General features: G+C 67.6%; 17 protein-coding genes. 1 reads left to right on the plus strand and 16 read right to left on the minus strand.

Annotated elements, in window-relative coordinates; translation table 11 throughout:
* Nucleotides 1–135 precede the first annotated feature (135 nt).
* Nucleotides 136–519 (minus strand): hypothetical protein, encoded by a 384-nt coding sequence (locus ACN9M2_RS05855; RefSeq protein ID WP_426287195.1) that lies wholly within the window; start codon nucleotides 517–519, stop codon nucleotides 136–138.
* A 162-nt stretch (nucleotides 520–681) separates the two neighbouring features.
* Complete coding sequence (locus ACN9M2_RS05860) at nucleotides 682–1,857, minus strand: thiolase family protein (RefSeq protein ID WP_426287196.1); 1,176 nt, start codon at nucleotides 1,855–1,857, stop codon at nucleotides 682–684.
* A 278-nt stretch (nucleotides 1,858–2,135) separates the two neighbouring features.
* Here ACN9M2_RS05860 and ACN9M2_RS05865 point away from each other — a divergent pair, with 278 nt between their 5' ends.
* The gene (locus ACN9M2_RS05865) at nucleotides 2,136–4,997 is read left to right on the plus strand and encodes a S8 family serine peptidase (protein WP_426287197.1); all 2,862 of its coding nucleotides are present in this window, start codon (nucleotides 2,136–2,138) and stop codon (nucleotides 4,995–4,997) included.
* Between the two features lie 207 nt (nucleotides 4,998–5,204).
* Here the strand turns inward: ACN9M2_RS05865 and ACN9M2_RS05870 are convergent, their stop codons facing one another.
* The 14 genes from ACN9M2_RS05870 to ACN9M2_RS05935 all read right to left on the minus strand — a co-directional run bounded on the left by ACN9M2_RS05870 (nucleotide 5,205) and on the right by ACN9M2_RS05935 (nucleotide 18,542).
* Nucleotides 5,205–6,362 carry an isovaleryl-CoA dehydrogenase gene (locus ACN9M2_RS05870; protein WP_426287198.1) on the minus strand — a complete coding sequence of 386 codons (1,158 nt, stop codon included), beginning with the start codon at nucleotides 6,360–6,362 and terminating at the stop codon, nucleotides 5,205–5,207.
* A gap of 79 nt (nucleotides 6,363–6,441) precedes the next feature.
* Entirely contained in the window at nucleotides 6,442–8,556 is a 2,115-nt protein-coding gene (yccS, locus tag ACN9M2_RS05875; RefSeq protein ID WP_426287199.1) for a YccS family putative transporter, read from the minus strand.
* 132 nt (nucleotides 8,557–8,688) lie between these two features.
* Nucleotides 8,689–9,417 carry a 3-oxoacyl-ACP reductase FabG gene (fabG, locus tag ACN9M2_RS05880; RefSeq protein ID WP_426287200.1) on the minus strand — a complete coding sequence of 243 codons (729 nt, stop codon included), beginning with the start codon at nucleotides 9,415–9,417 and terminating at the stop codon, nucleotides 8,689–8,691.
* Nucleotides 9,414–9,887 (minus strand): 3-hydroxylacyl-ACP dehydratase, encoded by a 474-nt coding sequence (locus ACN9M2_RS05885; RefSeq protein WP_426287201.1) that lies wholly within the window; start codon nucleotides 9,885–9,887, stop codon nucleotides 9,414–9,416. Before ACN9M2_RS05885 ends, fabG begins: the two co-directional genes overlap by 4 nt.
* Nucleotides 9,884–11,065, minus strand: a complete 1,182-nt coding sequence (locus tag ACN9M2_RS05890) for a beta-ketoacyl-[acyl-carrier-protein] synthase family protein (protein ID WP_426287202.1) — start codon at nucleotides 11,063–11,065, stop codon at nucleotides 9,884–9,886. The genes ACN9M2_RS05885 and ACN9M2_RS05890 overlap by 4 nt, the downstream gene beginning before the upstream one ends.
* Entirely contained in the window at nucleotides 11,062–11,784 is a 723-nt protein-coding gene (locus ACN9M2_RS05895; RefSeq protein ID WP_426287203.1) for a class I SAM-dependent methyltransferase, read from the minus strand. Before ACN9M2_RS05895 ends, ACN9M2_RS05890 begins: the two co-directional genes overlap by 4 nt.
* Nucleotides 11,781–12,242 carry an acyl-CoA thioesterase gene (locus ACN9M2_RS05900; protein WP_426287204.1) on the minus strand — a complete coding sequence of 154 codons (462 nt, stop codon included), beginning with the start codon at nucleotides 12,240–12,242 and terminating at the stop codon, nucleotides 11,781–11,783. The genes ACN9M2_RS05895 and ACN9M2_RS05900 overlap by 4 nt, the downstream gene beginning before the upstream one ends.
* A complete protein-coding gene (locus ACN9M2_RS05905) occupies nucleotides 12,232–13,185 on the minus strand; it encodes a glycosyl transferase (protein WP_426287205.1) in 954 nt (317 codons plus the stop codon). The genes ACN9M2_RS05900 and ACN9M2_RS05905 overlap by 11 nt, the downstream gene beginning before the upstream one ends.
* Nucleotides 13,178–14,350 (minus strand): hypothetical protein, encoded by a 1,173-nt coding sequence (locus ACN9M2_RS05910; protein ID WP_426287206.1) that lies wholly within the window; start codon nucleotides 14,348–14,350, stop codon nucleotides 13,178–13,180. The genes ACN9M2_RS05905 and ACN9M2_RS05910 overlap by 8 nt, the downstream gene beginning before the upstream one ends.
* Nucleotides 14,338–14,607, minus strand: a complete 270-nt coding sequence (locus ACN9M2_RS05915) for a phosphopantetheine-binding protein (RefSeq protein WP_426287207.1) — start codon at nucleotides 14,605–14,607, stop codon at nucleotides 14,338–14,340. The genes ACN9M2_RS05910 and ACN9M2_RS05915 overlap by 13 nt, the downstream gene beginning before the upstream one ends.
* On the minus strand, nucleotides 14,604–15,392 hold the full coding sequence (locus tag ACN9M2_RS05920) for a lysophospholipid acyltransferase family protein (RefSeq protein ID WP_426287208.1): 789 nt from the start codon (nucleotides 15,390–15,392) through the stop codon (nucleotides 14,604–14,606). Before ACN9M2_RS05920 ends, ACN9M2_RS05915 begins: the two co-directional genes overlap by 4 nt.
* Complete coding sequence (locus ACN9M2_RS05925; RefSeq protein ID WP_426287209.1) at nucleotides 15,368–16,093, minus strand: beta-ketoacyl synthase chain length factor; 726 nt, start codon at nucleotides 16,091–16,093, stop codon at nucleotides 15,368–15,370. The genes ACN9M2_RS05920 and ACN9M2_RS05925 overlap by 25 nt, the downstream gene beginning before the upstream one ends.
* Nucleotides 16,090–17,316 (minus strand): beta-ketoacyl-[acyl-carrier-protein] synthase family protein, encoded by a 1,227-nt coding sequence (locus ACN9M2_RS05930; protein ID WP_426287210.1) that lies wholly within the window; start codon nucleotides 17,314–17,316, stop codon nucleotides 16,090–16,092. The genes ACN9M2_RS05925 and ACN9M2_RS05930 overlap by 4 nt, the downstream gene beginning before the upstream one ends.
* Entirely contained in the window at nucleotides 17,316–18,542 is a 1,227-nt protein-coding gene (locus tag ACN9M2_RS05935; RefSeq protein ID WP_426287871.1) for a beta-ketoacyl-ACP synthase, read from the minus strand. The genes ACN9M2_RS05930 and ACN9M2_RS05935 overlap by 1 nt, the downstream gene beginning before the upstream one ends.
* Nucleotides 18,543–18,566: the final 24 nt, after the last annotated feature.

Here is an 18,566-nt window from a genome sequence, read left to right on the forward strand (position 1 = left end):
CGCGCTGGGACGAAACGAGCATCATAGCCGGGGCGGCCGTAACGCAAACGCTGCATCGCGCCAATGCGTGGCGTGGAATAAAAAACGGCCACCCTGAGGTGGCCGTTTCGTGTTTCACCGAAGAAAGCGAAATGCTTACTTCTTGGTGTCGTCCGTCGCGCTCTTGGCGTTATCGGCGGCATCCTTCGCCTGGTCAGCCGACTTGTCGGCCTGATCGGCGGCATTGGAAGCGGCGTCCTTCGCGGCGTCGGACGTGCCACCGGCGGTCGAGGACGACGCGGCGGACTGGGCCTGGGCGGCGGCATCCTTGGCCTGGTCGGCGGACTGCTGAGCCTGGTCGGCGGCCTGGGAGGTTGCGGCATTCTGCGACTGGTCGGCGGCCTGCTGGGCTTTGTCCGCCTGCTGCTGTGCATCGGCGGCCGACTTCTGGGCGTCCTGCGCGGAATCCTGCGCGCCGTTGCTGCAAGCTGCCAGAAGCGCGACGAGCGCAGAGGCGAGAAGGGTACGCGTCAAATTCATTTGTGTTTCTCCTTAACCGTGGAATGCCGTTAGGCGGGCGTATTAATAGCTCAGTTACGAGTGCTTAGCTACGGATCGCGCCTTTTCGCTTCAGGGCGCATTAAAGCCCATGGACATGGTGTGATCGTTTCGAAACGACCGCCTCACGTGTCGACGTCGGCTTCACACCAGTTCGATGGCGATCGCCGTTGCCTCGCCGCCACCGATGCATAGCGCGGCGACGCCTCTTTTTGCCCCACGCGCCGTCAACGCATTGAGAAGGGTCACGACGATGCGCGCGCCGCTGGCACCGATGGGATGGCCGAGGGCGCAGGCGCCGCCGTTGACGTTGATCTTCTCGCGCGACACGCCGAGTTCGCGCATCACCGCCATCGGTACCACCGCAAAGGCTTCGTTGATCTCGAACAGGTCCACATCGTCGGTGGTCCAGCCAGCCTTCGCCAACACCTTGGAAATGGCACCCACCGGTGCGGTGGTGAACCATTCCGGTTCCTGCGAATGCGTGGCGTGGGCCACGATGCGGGCCAGTGCGGTGACGCCGCGGGCCTTCGCGTCGTCGGCCGAAAGCAAGACGAGCGCGGCGGCGCCATCGGAGATGCTCGACGAGCTGGCGGCGGTGATCGTGCCGTTTTCCTTGCGGAACGCCGCGCGCAGGGTGGGGATCTTGGTCACGTCCGAACGGCCGGGCTGTTCGTCCTCGGCGAAATCCTGCGCACCCTTGCGGCCCTGCACGGTCACCGGGACGATCTCGTTGGCGAAGGCGCCGGATTTCTGCGCGGCCTGCGCGCGCTCGACCGAACCGATCGCGTAGGCGTCCTGTTCCTCGCGCGTGAAGTGGTACTTGTCGGCGCACTGTTCGCCGAAAACGCCCATGGCCTTGCCGTCGTAGGGATTGGTCAACCCGTCCCAGGCCATGTGGTCGACGAGCTGGCCGTCGCCATAGCGGATACCCGTGCGCGCGTTGACCATGTGCGGCGCATTGGTCATCGACTCCATGCCGCCGGCGACGACGATCGATGCCGAACCGGCCTTGATGAGGTCGTGGCCGAGCATCAGGGCCTTCATGCCCGAGCCGCACACCTTGTTGATGGTGGTGCAGCCGGTGGACGTCGGGAGTCCGGCCTCGAGGGACGCCTGGCGCGCCGGCGCCTGGCCCAGGTTGGCCGGCAGCACGCAGCCCATGATGACTTCGCTGACGTCGGCCGGGGCGACACCCGCATGCTCCAGGGCCGCCTTGATGGCGATGGAGCCGAGCTTCGGCGTGGGCACGCCGGTGAACTGGCCGAGGAAGGAACCGATGGCGGTGCGCTTGGCGCCTGCGATGACGATGTCGGACATGGGGACTCCGTGGTACTCGGATGGCCGCCCTTTCCGGGCGGAAAACCCATTGAGTATCGCAGTGGGGCCGGGGCGGGGGCAATCTGCGCCGCCGCAGGCGGTTTCACACGGGGCGGCACCAGGGAGCCCGGGCCCGGGAGACGGCCCTCCGGTCCTGCGACCCGGCGCACGCTTTCCTGTGCCCGCACCGCGCCTTTCCGCAAGGTCTTGTGGCAACATTCGCCCAGGTGCGCCCACGGATCGCGGGCGCAGACATTGACGTCAGACCAGGGGACACCATGAATACGATGCAGATGCCGCGTCGGCGCGAACTCGCGCTGGCCGTTTGTGTGGGTATCGGCCTGACGGCCTGCGGCGGCGGGGGGAGCGGAGGCGTCAGGAGCTCCAACATCCCTTCCGTACCGTCGAACAACATCCCCTCGGTGCCATCGAACAACCTGTCTGACGTACCGTCCTTCAACATTCCCAAGACGCCCTCCACGGGCGCGACGATCGCCCAGCCGCCGGTGGACGTGCAGCTGACGGCGACCAACGTCAAGCCCGCGCACGATGCGGGATTCAAGGGGGCCGGCATCGTCATCGGCATCGCCGATTCCGGAGTGAACGCCTCGAACCCCGCGCTGACCGGTCGCGTGGGCGCGGAATACATCTACGTCGACCCCGCGACGAATAACGTGGCCGTGGACGATGTCGTCGGGCACGGCACCATCGTGGCGGAGATCGCCGCCGGCCGTCCCTACGGTTCCTTCGTCGGCGGCGTGGCGCCGGATGCCTCGATCGTCTCGGCACGCATCATCGCGGACAAGGCACCTGTCGACGACGGCTCGGGCCAGGGCAACAAGGTGACCTCGGCCGACCCGTTGGGCGACGTGAACGACAAGCTCGTCGTCACGTCCGGCGCCCGGATCGTCAACAATTCCTGGGGCGGCCTGTACTGGGATGCCTCGGCCACGGACACCACGGCGAGCTTCGCGACCGCCTATCAGCATGCGGCGCTGGGCAATGCGCTCTTCGTATTCGCGGCGGGCAACGAGGGCAAGGACAATCCCTCGACCGTCGCCGCCTTGCCGAGTCTTGTGCCCAGCCTGGAGAAAGGCTGGCTGACCGTCGTAGCGCTGGACAGCAACCACGTCGACCAGATCGCTTCCTATTCCAACCGTTGCGGTATCGCGCAGAATTATTGCCTTGCCGCGCCCGGTGCCGTCGTGGTCGTCGCACCGAACGCGACCTCGGGCCAGGCGACTTACGTCTATGGAGCCGGCACGTCGTTCGCGGCTCCACAGGTTTCCGGCGCCGCCGCCGTGGTGATGTCGGCCATGCCCGGCCTGTCCCTCGACTCGGTCCGGCAGGTTTTGCTGGGGACAGCGGACGACCTGGGCGCCCCGGGTCCGGATGCCGTGTACGGCTACGGACGCCTGAACGTGGGTCGCGCGATTCGGGGACCGGCGAAGTTCGACTGGGGCGACTTCAGCGCCGGGGTCTACGGCCACGACGCGGAGTTCGCCAACGATATATCGGGTGCCGGCGGTCTCCGCGCGTTCGGTGATTCCCATCTCACCCTGAGCGGCAGTAATACCTACCAGGGGATGACGCTGGCGGGATCGAGCATCACCCTCGAAGCCATGCATGGCGTGCCGGGCGCATTGACGGTGCAGGACAGCGCCACCGTGATCGTGCATGGCGATATCGGCGGTAACGCGAACGTCATGGCCACCTTGCAGACGGCGGACACCGCCACGCATGTCACGGGCAACTATGTGCAGACGTCCACGGGGCGGCTGTCGCAGCTGCTGGGCGCGCCGCTCATCGTTTCGGGCACCGCCACGCTCGCCGGCGAATTCCATGTCGCCGGCGCGGTCTCGGGCTACGTCCCGACCTCGCACCAGCAAGTGCTTACGGCCAGCGCGATCTCGGGCGGTTTCTCCTCGACGACGAAAGCCAACGGCGTCTTTCTCAACGCGACCCTGCAGTACCTGCCCGCCGAGGTCTGGATCGATACCACGACGCTCAGCGTGAGCCAGGTGGCCAGCACGAGCATGAGCCAGTCCGCCGCCGCGCAGTCGTCCGCACAGCGACTCGACGGAGCGTTCCAGCAGATCGATCGGAGCCTCACCAGCACGTCGTCCGGAAGCACCTCGTTCGCGACCGGCACGCTGGTCGCGGCGGGTGGCATCCAGCAATCGGCGAACACCCAGGTCGCGCAGGCTTCGCTGGAGTCGTTGTCCGGCCAGCTCTATGCGGCTAGCACGGCCGTCACCCTCGCCGGTATCGAAGCGGGTAACGACGCGCTGATGAGCCATCTCGACCACCAGGGTGCGGGTGGCGCGTGGATGCAGTCGTTCAATGGGCAGGGCGGCCTAAGTCGTGGCGGCTTCGGCAACGTGGGATTCAACCTGGATGGTGGCCTCGCCGGTAACGACGTTCGCCTGGGTGCGAATGGCTTCGCTGGCGTGGCGGTGGCGCAGATGCGCAGCACCGGCCAGTTGTCGAACAGTTTCGACCGTCAGCGCAGCCGGTCCACGGAGGGCATGCTGTACGCCGGATCGCGTGGCGCGAACTGGTATGGCGTGGGGCGTCTCGGCTTCGGCAACTTCCGCGGCAATACCCAGCGCCTGCTGCGCTTCGGTGACCAGGCGTCCTTTGCCGGCGGCGACAACACCGGCCGTTACAACGTCGCCTATGGCGAGGTCGGCTACCGCACGGACGCGGGTGCGTTCTCGCTCACGCCGTTCGCCAACGTGGAGTACGCCAGTATTCGTCGCGACGGTTTCCAGGAGTCCGGCGGCGAGGGCTTCGGGCTGAGCGCCAACGGGCAGGTCACGTCGCGCTGGCAGGCAGGGTTCGGTCTGCGCGCAGGGGCATCGTGGCTTACCTCGATGGGCAAGCTGCACCTCGATGCGAAACTGGGTTGGCAGAACGCGTTCGCGACGAAGGGCGAAGTGTTCTCGGCACGTTATACGGGCATCGCGCAGTGGGCGCCGGTCGACGGTATCGGCCTCTCGCGTCGCGCCGGCACCGCCGGCATGACGCTGGGCTGGGACGTGAGCGAGCGCACGCAGGTGGGCTTCGACATCGACCAGCGCTTCGCCGACCGCGACCATTCACGCTCGGCCAGCGCCACGTTCCGCATGGCCTGGTAAGCAAGGCACTGAACGAAATGGTGGGGCCGCTTGCTTAAGGTGGGAGCCGACTCTGTCGGCGATGGGTGCTTGCCGTCACCTGGCCCGCTGCCGCGGGATCGCCGCTGAAGCGGCTCCCACACTGAAGCGGCTCCCACACTGAATCGGGCCTACACTGAATCGGGCCTACACTGAATCGGGGCCCACGGCCTCGCGGTGGTTCGCGCCTTACGACTTGCCGTGGAACAGTTCGCGACCGATCAGCATGCGGCGGATCTCGTTGGTGCCCGCGCCGATCTCGTACAGCTTCGCGTCGCGAAGCAGGCGGCCGGCGGGGAACTCGTTGATGTAGCCGTTGCCGCCCAGCGCCTGGATCGCCTCCAGCGCCACCTTCACCGCGTTCGTCGATGCATTGAGCAGGCAAGCCGCCGGATCGATGCGCGATTTCACGCCGTTGTCGAACTGCTGGGCCACCATGTATGCGAAGCCGCGCGACGATTGCAGCGCTGTATACATGTCGGCGACCTTGGCCTGCATCATGCCGAACGTGCCGATCGGGGCGTTGAACTGCTTGCGCTCGCGCACGTACGGCAGCACGAGGTCCATGGCCGATTGCATGATGCCGATCGGACCGCCGGACAACACGAGGCGCTCCGTGTCCAGGCCGCCCATCAGTACGCGCACGCCTTCGTTCACTTCGCCGACGATGTTTTCCGCGGGGATCTCGCAGTTGTCGAACACCAGTTCGCAGGTGTTCGATCCGCGCATGCCGAGCTTGTCGAGCTTCTGTGCCGTGGAGAATCCCTTCATGCCTTTCTCGACGATGAAGGCGGTCATGCATCGGCTGCCGGCGGGGCGCGGCGCCGTCCGCATGTACACGAGCAGCACGTCGGCGTCCGGGCCATTGGTGATCCACATCTTCGTGCCGTTGGCGATCCAGGTGTCGCCGACCCGTTCCGCATGGCAGCTCATCGAGCCGACCACGTCCGAGCCCGCGCCGGGCTCGCTCATGGCCAGCGCGCCGATCCATTCGCCGCTGGCGAGCTTGGGCAGGTACTTGCGTCGCTGGGCCTCGTTACCGTTGTGGTAGATGTTCTGCACGCACAGGTTGGAGTGCGCACCGTACGACAGGCCGACCGACGCCGAGGCGCGCGAAATTTCTTCCATCGCGATCATATGGGCGAGGAAGCCGAGGCCCGAGCCACCGTATTCCTCGGGAACCGTCACGCCGAGCAGGCCCATGTCGCCGAACTTGCGCCACAGGTCGTCGGGGAACACGTTCTCCCGGTCGATCCGGTCCGCACGCGGCGCGATCTCCTTTTCGGCGAAGGCGTGCACGCTTTCGCGCAGGAGGTCGAGGTCTTCACCGAGGGAAAACGGGCGCATGCGTGGAACTCCGGAGGAAGCGGTAAAAGCGGCCCATCGTAGCGCGCGGGCACGTCCAAGCCACGGCGCGACGCAGCAATCAGATCGGTGGAAGGCCGGCGATACGGTCGTGCACGCGGACCAGCAGCAGGCATTGGCGGTCTACCAGGCGCACCGCCTCTACCGGCCCGGTGGCCTGCATGGAGGCATCGACGACCAGATCCGGCGTGCCGAGCAACGGTGCCGTCGTCCCGTTCCTGACGTGTTCGGCAAGCGCCGCGAAGCCGTTGGCGACACGGTGGGCCAGCCTTTCCACGGCGTTCGCATCGTCCACGGCGAGGGCCTGGCGATGGGCGCCGAGGGTGGACAGGTGCGACAGGCCGGCCTGGAGGGCCGCAAGCAGGCGTAATGCGTGCTCACCCCGTTCACGGGAATGGCCGGGCTCGCCGAGCAGTTCGGCCACATTGCCCGCCACCGCCGCCTGGGTGGCATGGGCGTCGCGGCGAGCGATGCGGTAGGCCAGGTCGTCGACTTTGCCGGAGGCGTACTGGCTCGCAATGGCTTCGAGGTAGCGCGCATACGCATGCAGGGTGTCCGCGGCGATGTCTTCCAGACGGCGGACCCGCCAGTCCGGCAGCACGAAGCGGATGACGACGGTGGCGACGAAGGCGCCCAGCAAGGTGTCGAGCAAGCGGGGACCAATGGCGTCGTAGCCCGCGCCCGCCAGGTCGAAACAGAGCAGGACGAATATCGTGATGACGGCCGTCGCCAACGCGTAGCGTCGCAAGCGAAAGGCGAAGAACGCCACGCCCGTGGCGACGAGTACGGGTAACCGCCAATCGCCGCCGGGAAGCAGGCGAAGCATGGCCCATCCCGCGAACAGCCCCGCCATCGTGCCGGCGATCCGCTGCATGGTGCGGCGTTGGGTCGCCCCATAGCTGGGCTGGCAGACGAACAGCGTGGTGAGGAGGATCCAGTATCCGTGGGTCGGATGCAGGAGCAGCATGAGACCATAGCCTGCGAGCATGCCCGTCGCCAGCCGTACGGCGTGGCGGAAATGCATGGATCGGCGATCGAGGCGGACGCGGATGCGCGCGAAGGCAGCGGCTGGCGTATCGGGTTCACTGTCCTGCAAGGCGATGTCGGTACCTTCGCGCAGGCTGCCTTCGTCCTCGATGCCGGCCAGGAGATGTTCCATGTTGGTAAGCAGCGCGGACAGCGCGTCGTCCAGGGCCTGCCCAGGCGGATCGCTGCGGCGTCGATAGGCGATGGCTTCGCGCACGTCGTCGAGCGCGGCGCGGGGCAGGGCCATCGGTCCCAGCGGCGCTACGCGGCGGATGGCATCGGCACGTTCGCGGCAGGCGCTGGCCTGCAGGCGCAGCAGGCGGCCGAAACGGAACATCAGGTCGCTGTGATAGAGCGCCGTCGCCAGTTCGTCGTACGGATAGTGTGACGAACTGACTCGTTCGTGGATGTCCTGGGCGGCGAAGAACATGGCTAGCCGGGCGGCGGAACGGCCGCGCGGTTGACGTCGCCCGATGCGGTCGAGCAAGGCCGCGCGGGTCGCGGCCAGGGCGTCGACCGTCTGCAGGTTGCGCCGTGAGAATTCCACGGCCAGCGCATCCCGATCGAGCCCATGCACCGGTTCGAACAACGCCGCCTTCGCTTCCATCAACGCAGCCAGCGATTCGAACAACCCGGCCAGCGCGTGGCGTACCGCACGCTGCGGCGCCATGGCGCTCCACAGCAGGGAAAGAAGGCCATACCACGTCGCGCCGGCGAGGATCGCGGCTGTGCCGCGCCAGTCGCCGGGGGCGGCTGTCGAGGCGTCGGATGCGATCATCGTGTAGACCGAGAGGATCAGCGTGGCCGTCGCGATCGTCGCATAGCGTCCGCTGGCCGCGCCCAGCATCACCAGGACGAAAGTGCCGGCGGCGAGCAACAGGGCGAACAAGGGCGGATGGCCTATCGACGCTTTCACCACGCTTGCGGCGCCGGCGAAGCAGACGAGGGTGACCAGGAGTCCCCTCAGTCGTCCGCGCCAGGCGTCGTCGGTCTCGGCCAGGGCGCAAGCGATGGCACCGAGCAGGGCGGGCACGAGCAACCCGACGGGACCGGCGAGGGTGCACCATGCGGCGATGCCGGTCAGTGCGAGGAAGACGCGCACGACATCGGCGAAGCGATCGGATTCGGCGAGCTGGCGGAGAGGGCGCATGACCCTAGCTTAGCGGCATGGGATCGGCACTATCGCGATATCGCCGCTGAAGCGGCTCCCACACGAGTCACCGCAAGCCCTTGTGGGAGCCGCTTCAGCGGCGATGCTCTTCCCCCCATCCTGCCAAGGCCTTCAACAAAGCCCACCGTTCACCGCAAGGACTTGCCGCGTGATGTACCCGGCCTCCGCACTCACCAGGAAACGCACCGCCGCGGCCACTTCTTCCGGCGTGCCGGTCCGCTCCATCGGGATCGCCTTGAGGATCTGCTCCACCGGTACTTCCGGTTCGAGCATGTCGGTGTCGATCAGGCCCGGCGCGACACAGTTGACGGTGATCCTGCGCTTGGCCAGTTCCACGGCCAATGCCTTCGCGGCACCTATGACGCCGGCCTTGGATGCGCTGTAGTTCACCTGGCCGCGGTTGCCGATCAGGCCCGACACCGAAGTGATGCACACGATGCGCCCGGGGGCCCGCCGGCGGATCATCGGCATCACCAGCGGATGCAGCACGTTGTAGAAGCCGTCCAGGTTGGTGCGCAGCACCTGGTCCCAATCCTCGGACGTGAGCCCCGGGAAGGCGCCGTCGCGGGTGAGGCCCGCGTTGCAGACGACGCCGTAATAGGCGCCGTGTGCGGCGACATCGGCCTCGAGCGCGGCCGCCGATGCGGCGCGGTCCGAGATATCGAATTGCAGTATCCGCGCGGCACGGCCTTTCCCGGCGATGTCCGCCTGCACCGCTTCGGCTTCTTCACGCCGCGAGCGGCAGTGCAGGACGAGGTCGTAGCCGGCGTCGGCGAGGTTCATCGCGATGGCGCGGCCGATGCCGCGGCTCGATCCGGTGACGAGGATGGTATCGGTCATGGCGGGGTTCCCCTGGAATCGAGGCTGTTGCGTGGATCGAGAAAAGGCGCGGGATCGGGAGGGCTGAATACGGTCAGCCGGGCCTCCGCATGCATGCCTGGCGCGTCGATGCGACAGGTGAAGGCACCCATCCCTTCGTCGTCGTGGAAGTTGCGCACGGCTTCGACAAGCAACCGGGTGCCCGCTGGAAAGGCATCGACATCCGCACGATAGGCACGCGTGCCGAGCAGGAAACCCGGCCTCACCGCGCCACCGGCGGCCAATACCTGGCAGCCGTTCCATGCCGCGATGGCCTGTGCCATGAGTTCCACGCCGGTCCACGCGGGAAGGCCCGTCGCCTGGACGAAGGCACCGCCAGGACGTACGACCCGTTCGCACAGGATGCGCTCGGCGTCCCATTCCACCACGCGGTCGAGCAGGATCATCTTCCCGGCGTGTGGGAGCAGCTGGTCGATGGGCCAGAGGATCATGTCGCGTCCGCCAGGATAAGGCTCGCGTTGTTGCCGCCGAACGCGAACGAATTGCTCATGAAGTGGCGGCGGCCTGCCGGCAGCGTGTCGCCGATACGCGTGAAGGCGAGGGAGGGCAGCGCCGGATCGGGCTCGCCGTCCCACACATGCGGGGGCAGGCGCCGCCGCGGATCGGTGAGCGCGAGCCAGCAGAACGCGGCTTCCAGGGCACCGGCGGCACCCAGCGTGTGCCCGGTCAGCGCCTTGGTCGACGAACAACGCACGGGACGCGCGAAGGTGGTGGCCACCGCGTGGCTTTCCATCGCGTCGTTGTGCTCGGTGGCGGTGCCATGCAGGTTCACGTAGTCGACGGTATCCGCAACGATGCCCGCCGTCGACAAGGCGCGGCGCATCGCTTCGCTGGCACCGCGCCCGTCGGGCTCGGGTGACGACATGTGGTAGGCATCCGAGCTGGCGCCGCCGCCGAGCATGACGACCGGCGCGGCGTCCCGGGTCATCAGGAACAACGCCGCGGCTTCGCCGATGTTGATGCCGCGACGCGAACGGGAGAACGGCAGACAGCGCTCGGGCGCCATGGCTTCCAGTGCATGGAAGCCGTTCGTGGCGAGGCGGCAAAGGGTATCGGCGCCACCGCAGATCACCGCATCGCACAGGCCCAGCCGAAGGAGCCGCTGCGCGCTGAGCAGTGCGCGTGCGCCCGAGGTGCACGCGGTGGAAATGCCGTAGCAGGGACCGGCGACACCCAGCCACTCGGCAAGGAAGGCGGCCGGTGCCCCGAGTTCCTGGTCGCTGTAGCGGTAATCGTCGGGCCATGCGCCGTCCACGCCACGCGCGGCGATGCCGTGGGTCGCTTCCTCGATGCCGGTGGTGCTCGTGCCGACGACCACGCCGATGCGTGCGGCTCCGAAGCGGGCGATCGCGGCGCGGATATCCGTTTCGATTTCCCTGGCCGCTAGCAGCAGCAAGCGATTGTTGCGTGTATCGCGCTGTTCCATGCCGGCAGGCACGGACGGCAAGCCCGCGGATACTTCGCCCAGCGGCAAGGTGCGCGTCGGCACCCAGCCATCGAGCGGCCGCAGGCCGTGCGTGGCGGCATGGAACAACGCATCGGCCACCGCGGCCTTGCCCGCGCCGAGCGAGCAGGCCACGCCGAGCGCGTTGAGGTACGTCGCGCTCATGCCCCGGAGAACGGCTTGCGCGCCGCCACGTTCACGAGGGTTTCCTCGCGTTCGCCGGGCGGGGGCGGCGCCTTGATGCCCCAGCGTTCGAGCAGGCCGAAATCCTTCGAGCGGCTCCACCACAGGTACGGCAGGGAAACGTTGTTTTCATCGAAGACGAAACCCCGGGTGCGCAGCATCGCCATGTATTCATCGGCGCTCTTCTGCACGTGCATCGGATGGCGGAAGAACCAGCGGATGACCCAGGTGTCGATATAGGCGCGCGTGGACTCGGCGAAGAGCAGCAGTCCGCCCGGCTTCAACACGCGCCAGAATTCGTCGAGGGCACGTTCCTGTTCCACCAGGTGGTGGAAGGTCTGGTGACAGAACAGGACATCCACGCTGGCGTTGGACAGGTCGATGCTGGCGCAGTCGCCCAGCATCAGCTTCGCCTCGATGCCTTCGCGTTCCGCCTCCCGGGCCGACAACGCGATGCTGTGCGGGTCGGCGTCCAGGCCCACGATGCGGGCAGGTGCGAAGGCGTCGCGCAGCAGCCGGAACGAGCGGCCCTGGCCGCAGCCGACATCGAGCAGGGTGCCGCCCTGTGGCAGCGGTTCGCCGACCAGTCGTTTCAGGTCGTTGATGGCGACCCGGAGCACGTGGTGCTGCCAGGTATGCGTGCGCAGGAAAACGAAACCGATCCGGGTTTCCTCGACATAGGTGGCGCTGGCGTACTTCATGGCGTGCTTCCTGCGGAGCGGTCCTGCGAGCGGCGCGCGAGGCGGCGGTCGACGTCGTCGGTGAACACGGTGGGCGAGACCAGTTGCATCTCTCCATCGACGAGGCTCACCGCGACCTGGATGGTGCTGGCACGGGTGAGGCGCTCGCCGCTGGCGGCATCGCTCAATGTGTAGTGGATCTTCAAGCGGTTCTGCCACTCGACCAGTTCGGCGCGCACGCGCAGGGTCTGCCCGAAGCGTGCGGCGCGGGCATAGCGCAGTTGCAGGTCGATGATGGGCCAGACATAGCCCGTCTCCTTCATCCGCCTGTAGTTGTGGCCGAGGTCGTCGAGCAGCGCGCAACGCGCGATCTCGAGGTACTTCACGTAGTGGCCGTGCCAGACGACGTCCATGGAGTCGACGTCGAAAAAGGGGACGGTCACTTCGATCTCGGCGGCGAGGACGCCGCTAGCGCGCATGGGGTGCTCCGTTCGTACCGTGCCAGTACGGGTGGAAATTGAACCATTGCAAGGGTGCGTCGAGGCAACGCTCGGCGAGCCACGCGGCATAGTCCGTCACCGCCCGGGCGATGGCCGCATCGCGCCGCCCGCGTTCCCAGCCGGCGGCATCGGCGAAGCGGCGAAGGTGGATGCGATACCGACCTTGGCGTTTCAGGCAGCAGACGAGGTTCACCGGGCAACGCAGCATCGCCGCCATCAGCCATGGGCCTTGCGGGAAGGCGGCGGGTGCGCCCAGGAAATCCGCGTCGACGACGCGGCCGCCATGTTCCGGTACTCGGTCGCCGGCGATGGCGATCCACTCGCCCCGCTCCAGGCGCTGCGACAGTTCTAGCATCGCGGAAGTATCCAGGTCGCCTACGTGCATCAGGCGAAGCCGCCTGTCGCCCGATTCGCCGAGCAGCCGGTTGAAGTGGGCGGCGTTGGGCAGGTGCATCAGGACGTTCAGCGCCACGCCCTCGCCGAGCTCGGCCATCGCGCGACATACGTCGAGGTTGCCCAGGTGGGTGCAGACCAGCAGTTGCCCACGCCCACCGGCCAGCAGCGCATCGCGTACGCGATCGGGATCGTCCATGTCGATCGAGGCGAGGCGGAGCTTGCCGCGCCAGACATCGAATCGGTCGAGCATGCATTCGCCGAAGGCGAGGTACTGGGCGAACACGGCCCGCGAACGTGGGAAGAGGTCGCCACGCCCGCTCCATGCGACGAGGCGCCGCTGGTAATCGCGCACGTTATGTCGCGCCGCGCGCCCGGTGACGAAGAAGTACAGCACGATCAGCTGGATCACGGGCGTCACCGCGCGCCGTCCAAGCAGCCGCACGGCGATGGCGGTGAGCTTGATGCCGAGGAAGCTGCCGCGCTCCTTTTGCGCCGCCCAATGCACGTTTGCCGTCGCCTCAGGCATGGGTGCCATCCAGGCGAAGATAGGCCGAGGAAACAGGGGCGTCGTCCATGCGATAGGCGAAGTGAAGGCGCCGGGTATCCGGGTCGTGGCGCAGGACGAGACGGACGCGGTCGCCGGGGCGCAGCAGCCGCTGGAACTTCAGGCCATCCATGGCACGGCAGGTACGTGGCGTGCCGAGCCGCGGCGCGGCCAGGTCGAGCGCCCAGCCAACCTGCAACACGCCGGGCAGCACCGGCGCATCGGGAAAGTGATCCGCGAAGCAGGCGAGGTCGAGTGGCAGTTCGAGGTCGATCGTGCAGGTATCGCCTTCGCGGAGCTCGCCCAGCACGATGGCGGTCTCGGGCAAGGGCGCGCGTAACAGCGCATCCACCCTGGACGGTTCCGGCAGCGTGTCGACGAACCGCCAGACCAGGGGCGTGGACAGGGCATCGTCACCGGCCGCATGTTGGCCGAGTTCGTTGACCAGGCCAGCGCGTCCGTGACGGAGCAAGGCCAGCCGCCCGGCGGTGCCCAGCGCGACCACCATGCCCGGGCCCAGCTTTCCGGCATACCCACCCGTCGCCGCGGCGACCCATGGATGCGACGCGAGCCGTTGCGCGGCCCCGTTCATCGGCGCCTTGTTGATCCGCCGGCGAAGGCGCTGGCGGAGTATCCATTCGCCCAGGAACAGCGCGCCCATGACGGAATAGGCGAGGATGCCGTTGTAGAACGTCCACCACGAAAGCGGCCCCCACTCGGCGAGCACGCCCGAGGCGGTGCCGTTGAGCGCGAAGAATGCCACCCATACCCAGGTCACCCTGCGCGTATAGCGAACGGCGACCGGGGGCAGGTCCGGTTCGCTCACCCGCGCGATGCGCTCGATCATCGGCGGCCCGTATTTCAGGCTCAGGCCGAAGGCCGCCAGCAGCAGGGCGCAGATCAGGCTGGGGTACCAGCGCAGCAGGTGTTCTTCGCCGCCGAAGGCGAGCACGGCGCAATACACCAGGGTGATGCCGAGCATCCAGCGCCCGCCAGGCTGGCGCAGGAGCGCGGGCGCGCGGACGAGCCAGAGGCCTCCGAGGATCAGTCCGAACACCGGCGTCGACACGTGGTCCATGCCGAAGTACACGATGAACGGGTACAGCACGCCGACGACCAGGAGGATGAGGTCGCTCAGCTTGCGCATGCGGACCCACTCGCCTGGACGTAGAGGGCAAGGCTGCGCACGGTTTCGAAATGACGCCGGGCATCGCGCGAATCCGATGCGATCTTCAGGCCATAGCGGTTTTGCAACGCGAGCGCGAGTTCCAGCGCATCGACCGAATCCAGCCCGAGTCCCTGGCCGAAAAGCGGCTGCTCCGGGGCGATGTCGTCGACGTCCAGATGTTCGAGGGCGAGCGTGTCGATGATGAGGCGGGCGATATCCCGTTCGAGGTCGTTCATGCCTTGAGTTCCCTGGCGTAGAGGGCGTGCAGGTGTTCGTTGAGACGTCGGGAGGCTATCGGCGCGGGAGTGCCTTCGCTGAAGCCCTGCACGGGAATGTCGTCGCCCACGCGCAGATGCATGCGCACGCGGCGGTGCGGGACGCGATACCACGGCTCGGCCTTGGTCAGCGTGGTGGGCCGGACGCTGATGAACACCGGCGTGACCACCCGCGCCCCGCGGATGGCGATCGCCGCCGCGCCACGATGGAACACCGGGAACTCTCCCGGCGTGGTGCGCGTGCCTTCGGGGAAGACGATCAGCGTCTGTCCTTCGCGCAGCACGTCGGCCGCGCGCTCCAGCATTTCCGCGCTGCCATCGTTGCTGATGTACTGCGCGACGCTCACGGGCCCGCGCATGCAGGGGTTCTTCCAGAGGCTGTGCTTCACGATGCAGTTGGCATCGGGCACGTGGCCGATGAGGTAGACCACGTCGATCAGCGAAGGGTGGTTGGCGACGATCATCTGGCCGGGGCGGCCCAACTTTTCCAGGCCTTCGAAGGAATAGCTCACCACGCCGGTCCGGTACATGAACTGGGCATGCAGCCAGAAGGCGTGGCCGACCGTGCGCCGGGCGCGCCGCCTGCGCACGGCGGGCGGGCCCGGCCAATGCAGGACCACCGGCAGGATGAACAGCCGCAGCAGCACGCCGCCGACGCCGAACAGCGCGAAGCTGAGCGCGGTGAAGACGAAGCGCCACGCCCACGCGTCGCGGCGGCGGCTCACGCTATCGGCTGCCAGGTCCATCGTCGTGTCTTCCACGGGTGGTCGAGGATCGCACCATGGTGCAAGGCGCGGATGAAACGCAAGGCATGCGGCTCTCCGGCCGCCGGCGCGGCGCCGGTATTTTCGCCGAGCGACAGGCGCCAGCGCGGCCCGACGCCCGCCAGCGAGACACGCAGTGCCAGCGTATACGAGAAGGGCACGTCGTCGATCCAGCCGTCGTAGGCCTCGGCGGGGAGCTCTTCGGCGACGACCACGATGGCGGCGGACGCGCCCTCGGCCAGGAGGGTCGCGGCCTCGACGACGGCATGCTCGAAGGTATCGGCCTCGCCAGCGATCGCCACCGATTCGCCTCGCTGGCCACGCAGGATGGACCATTGCCCGGCGATGGCGTTATGCACGGAAAGTCCGAACCGCGTTGGCGATAGCGGGGCCTCGTGACCGATCTCGTCGAGCATGGCGAACGTATGGGTGGTTTCGCCGTGGCGGGAGGCGAACACGAAAGGCAATTGTTCGTCGTCACCACACAAGGGCCACGCGGCATGCATCACGATGCGCGCCAGCCTGCTGAGTCGGCGGCGCTGCATCGCTGGAACGAAATCGCAGGCGGGCTGTTCGCCGCGATCGACGATGGGATGCGGAGCGGCGGCCCATGCCGCCCAGTCGGCGGTGGTGTCCACGCCCGGCGCCCAGGCACGCCATGCGTCGATGTGCAGGTCGATCATGCGCCGCCCCCGTCGAAGCGCCGGATCACCAGAGCGGCGCAACTACCACCGAAGCCGAAGGTGTTCGAAAGCAGGTTATCGACGCGTTTCGTGAGTTCGCCTTCGATGAGCGGAGCGTCGGCGAAGGCGGGATCGCGCTCATGTGGCGTGGCACCGCCAAGCAGGACCTCCTGTTCCATCATCGCGATCGAGGCGATGGCGTCGAGCGCTCCCGCGGCGGCGGGCGCGTGGCCGATGAGGCCCTTGATCGACGACATCGGCGGCACGGGGTGGCCACGATCGCCGAACACGCGGCGCAGCGCTTCCCATTCGGCGAGATCGCCGGCGACCGTGGCGCAGGCATGCGTGTTCACGTAGTCGGGCAGGGTGCCGGCGAGGTCGATGGCCTGGTGCATGGCCTCGGCCATGCCGTCCGCGGCGGGGCTGATCATGCCGTCCGGATCGGAGGCGGCACCGTAGCCCGCCATCTCGGCGAGGATCGTCGCGCCCCGTGCCAACGCGTGTTCCAGCGATTCCAGTACCAGCACGCCGGCGCCGCCGCCGAGCAAGATGCCATCGCGATCGGCGGCGTAGGGCGTGGACACGCGTTCACCGGCCACGCTGGTGGAGGAAAGGGCGTTCATCACGTCGAAACACATGGCGGCCTTGTCATGCAGTTCCTCGGCTCCGCCACACACCACGATCTCCTGGCGGCCGAGTTGGATCAGTTCCATGCCCTGGCCGATCGCGTGCGTGGCGCTCGTGCAGGCGGAGCCGACGGTGAATCCGCGGCCGCCGAATCCGAACGCGTGGGTGAGCGTGGCCGACACCGCACTGCCCATGCTGCGCGGCACGATGAACGGCGATAGCCGGGATATCCCCTTGGCATGGAAGACATCGAGGCCGGCCTCGTACTCGCTGAGCGCTGCGGCACCGCCCATGACGATGCCGACGTCGCGCTCGCGCACACGCGCCTCGTCGAGCTTCGCCTCGGCCAATGCTTCACGCGTGGCGTGCCAGGCGAATTCGGCCGCCTGGGGCAGGTAGCGGCGCAACTTGCGCGGTGGCGGTTCCAGTGCCGAGAGGTCGACGGGCGCGGCGACCTGGCAGCGCATGCCGAGCGCCTCGAAATCGTCCCTGTGGCGAAAGCCCGCACGGCCCGCGCGCAGTCCCTCGAACAGCGCGTGCCGGCCGGCGCCGAGGCAGGACACCGCGCCCATGCCGGTGACGACGACACGCCGCATCAGCGATGCGCCTTGAAGATGAGCGAGGTGTTGATCCCGCCGAACGCGAAGTTGTTGCTCATCACATGGTCGGTCTGGATGTCCCTTCCTTCGCCCGTGAGGTAGTCCAGTGCCGCGCATTCGGGGTCGGGAGTGCCGAGGTTGATCGTCGGGGCGAACCAGCCGCCGCGCATCATCTCGATCGCCCACCAGGCTTCCAGTGCGCCGCAGGCGCCGAGCGTATGGCCGACGTAGCTCTTCATCGAGCTGATTGGCACGCCGGCTCCCAGCACGTCGGCGGTGGCGTGGCTCTCGGCCACGTCGCCGCGATCGGTGGCGGTGCCATGCGCGCTGACGTAGCCGATCGCGGAAGCCGGCAATCCCGCATCCGCCAACGCAAGGCGCATGGCTCCCGCCATCGTTTCCCGCGTGGGTTGGGTGATGTGCGCACCGTCGGAATTGGTGCCGAATCCGACGACCTCGGCATAGATTCGTGCCCCGCGTGCCAGTGCGTGTTCGTATTCTTCGAGGATCAGCGTGGTCGCGCCTTCGCCGACCACCAGGCCGTCGCGCCCGGCGTCGAACGGGCGGGGCGTGAGCTGCGGCGTATCGTTGCGGGTACTGGTGGCGAACAAGGTGTCGAACACGGCCGCGCCCGGGCCGGAGAGTTCCTCGGCGCCGCCGCACAGCATCAGCATCTGCTTGCCTTGCTGGATCGCTTCGTAACCGTAACCGATGGCCTGGCTTCCCGAGGTACAGGCACTCGAAGTGGTGATAACCCGGCCCTTGAGACCGAAGAACACGCCCACGTTCACCGCCGTGGTGTGCGCCATCATCTGGATGTAGCTGGTGGCGGTCACGCCCTGCATCGAGCCGGTTTCCAGCATGTGCCCCACGGTGCGGGCCGGCTCGATGCTGCCGCCGGATGAGCCGTAGGCCACGCCCATGCGGCCATCGGCGATGCGCTCGTCGTGGAGCAGGCCGGCATCCGCGAGTGCGCGTTCGCTGGCGGCGACGGCCAGTTGCGCCACGCGACCCATGGAACGCACGTGTTTGCGCGACCAGTGCGTGGGCAGGCTGAAATCGTCCACCGGTGCGCCCAGGCGGCCGTTGAGCTTGTCGAAGTAATCCCACTCGCCCATCCGGCGCACGGCGTTGTGGAACTGGCGCAGGCGCGCCTCGATGCTGGTCCAGTCGTGGCCGAGCGGCGTGATGCCGCCGATGCCGGTGACGACGACGCGTTTCATCGTGCGATTCCCCGTGGAATATGC

The sequence above is a fragment of the Luteibacter sp. E-22 genome, assembly GCF_049913125.1.
Lineage (GTDB): Bacteria > Pseudomonadota > Gammaproteobacteria > Xanthomonadales > Rhodanobacteraceae > Luteibacter.

Excerpts from the sequence above, each read along its gene's own strand:
- ACN9M2_RS05855 (WP_426287195.1), bottom strand. The coding sequence starts at position 519 with ATGAATTTGACGCGTACCCTTCTCGCCTCTGCGCTCGTCGCGCTTCTG.
- ACN9M2_RS05925 (WP_426287209.1), bottom strand. The coding sequence starts at position 16,093 with ATGATCGACCTGCACATCGACGCATGGCGTGCCTGGGCGCCGGGCGTG.
- ACN9M2_RS05865 (WP_426287197.1), top strand. The coding sequence starts at position 2,136 with ATGAATACGATGCAGATGCCGCGTCGGCGCGAACTCGCGCTGGCCGTT.
- ACN9M2_RS05905 (WP_426287205.1), bottom strand. The coding sequence starts at position 13,185 with ATGCCTGAGGCGACGGCAAACGTGCATTGGGCGGCGCAAAAGGAGCGC.
- ACN9M2_RS05885 (WP_426287201.1), bottom strand. The coding sequence starts at position 9,887 with ATGATCCTCTGGCCCATCGACCAGCTGCTCCCACACGCCGGGAAGATG.
- ACN9M2_RS05920 (WP_426287208.1), bottom strand. The coding sequence starts at position 15,392 with ATGGACCTGGCAGCCGATAGCGTGAGCCGCCGCCGCGACGCGTGGGCG.
- ACN9M2_RS05890 (WP_426287202.1), bottom strand. The coding sequence starts at position 11,065 with ATGAGCGCGACGTACCTCAACGCGCTCGGCGTGGCCTGCTCGCTCGGC.
- yccS (WP_426287199.1), bottom strand. The coding sequence starts at position 8,556 with ATGCGCCCTCTCCGCCAGCTCGCCGAATCCGATCGCTTCGCCGATGTC.
- ACN9M2_RS05910 (WP_426287206.1), bottom strand. The coding sequence starts at position 14,350 with ATGCGCAAGCTGAGCGACCTCATCCTCCTGGTCGTCGGCGTGCTGTAC.
- ACN9M2_RS05860 (WP_426287196.1), bottom strand. The coding sequence starts at position 1,857 with ATGTCCGACATCGTCATCGCAGGCGCCAAGCGCACCGCCATCGGTTCC.
- ACN9M2_RS05915 (WP_426287207.1), bottom strand. The coding sequence starts at position 14,607 with ATGAACGACCTCGAACGGGATATCGCCCGCCTCATCATCGACACGCTC.
- ACN9M2_RS05895 (WP_426287203.1), bottom strand. The coding sequence starts at position 11,784 with ATGAAGTACGCCAGCGCCACCTATGTCGAGGAAACCCGGATCGGTTTC.
- ACN9M2_RS05930 (WP_426287210.1), bottom strand. The coding sequence starts at position 17,316 with ATGCGGCGTGTCGTCGTCACCGGCATGGGCGCGGTGTCCTGCCTCGGC.
- ACN9M2_RS05935 (WP_426287871.1), bottom strand. The coding sequence starts at position 18,542 with ATGAAACGCGTCGTCGTCACCGGCATCGGCGGCATCACGCCGCTCGGC.
- ACN9M2_RS05870 (WP_426287198.1), bottom strand. The coding sequence starts at position 6,362 with ATGCGCCCGTTTTCCCTCGGTGAAGACCTCGACCTCCTGCGCGAAAGC.
- ACN9M2_RS05900 (WP_426287204.1), bottom strand. The coding sequence starts at position 12,242 with ATGCGCGCTAGCGGCGTCCTCGCCGCCGAGATCGAAGTGACCGTCCCC.
- fabG (WP_426287200.1), bottom strand. The coding sequence starts at position 9,417 with ATGACCGATACCATCCTCGTCACCGGATCGAGCCGCGGCATCGGCCGC.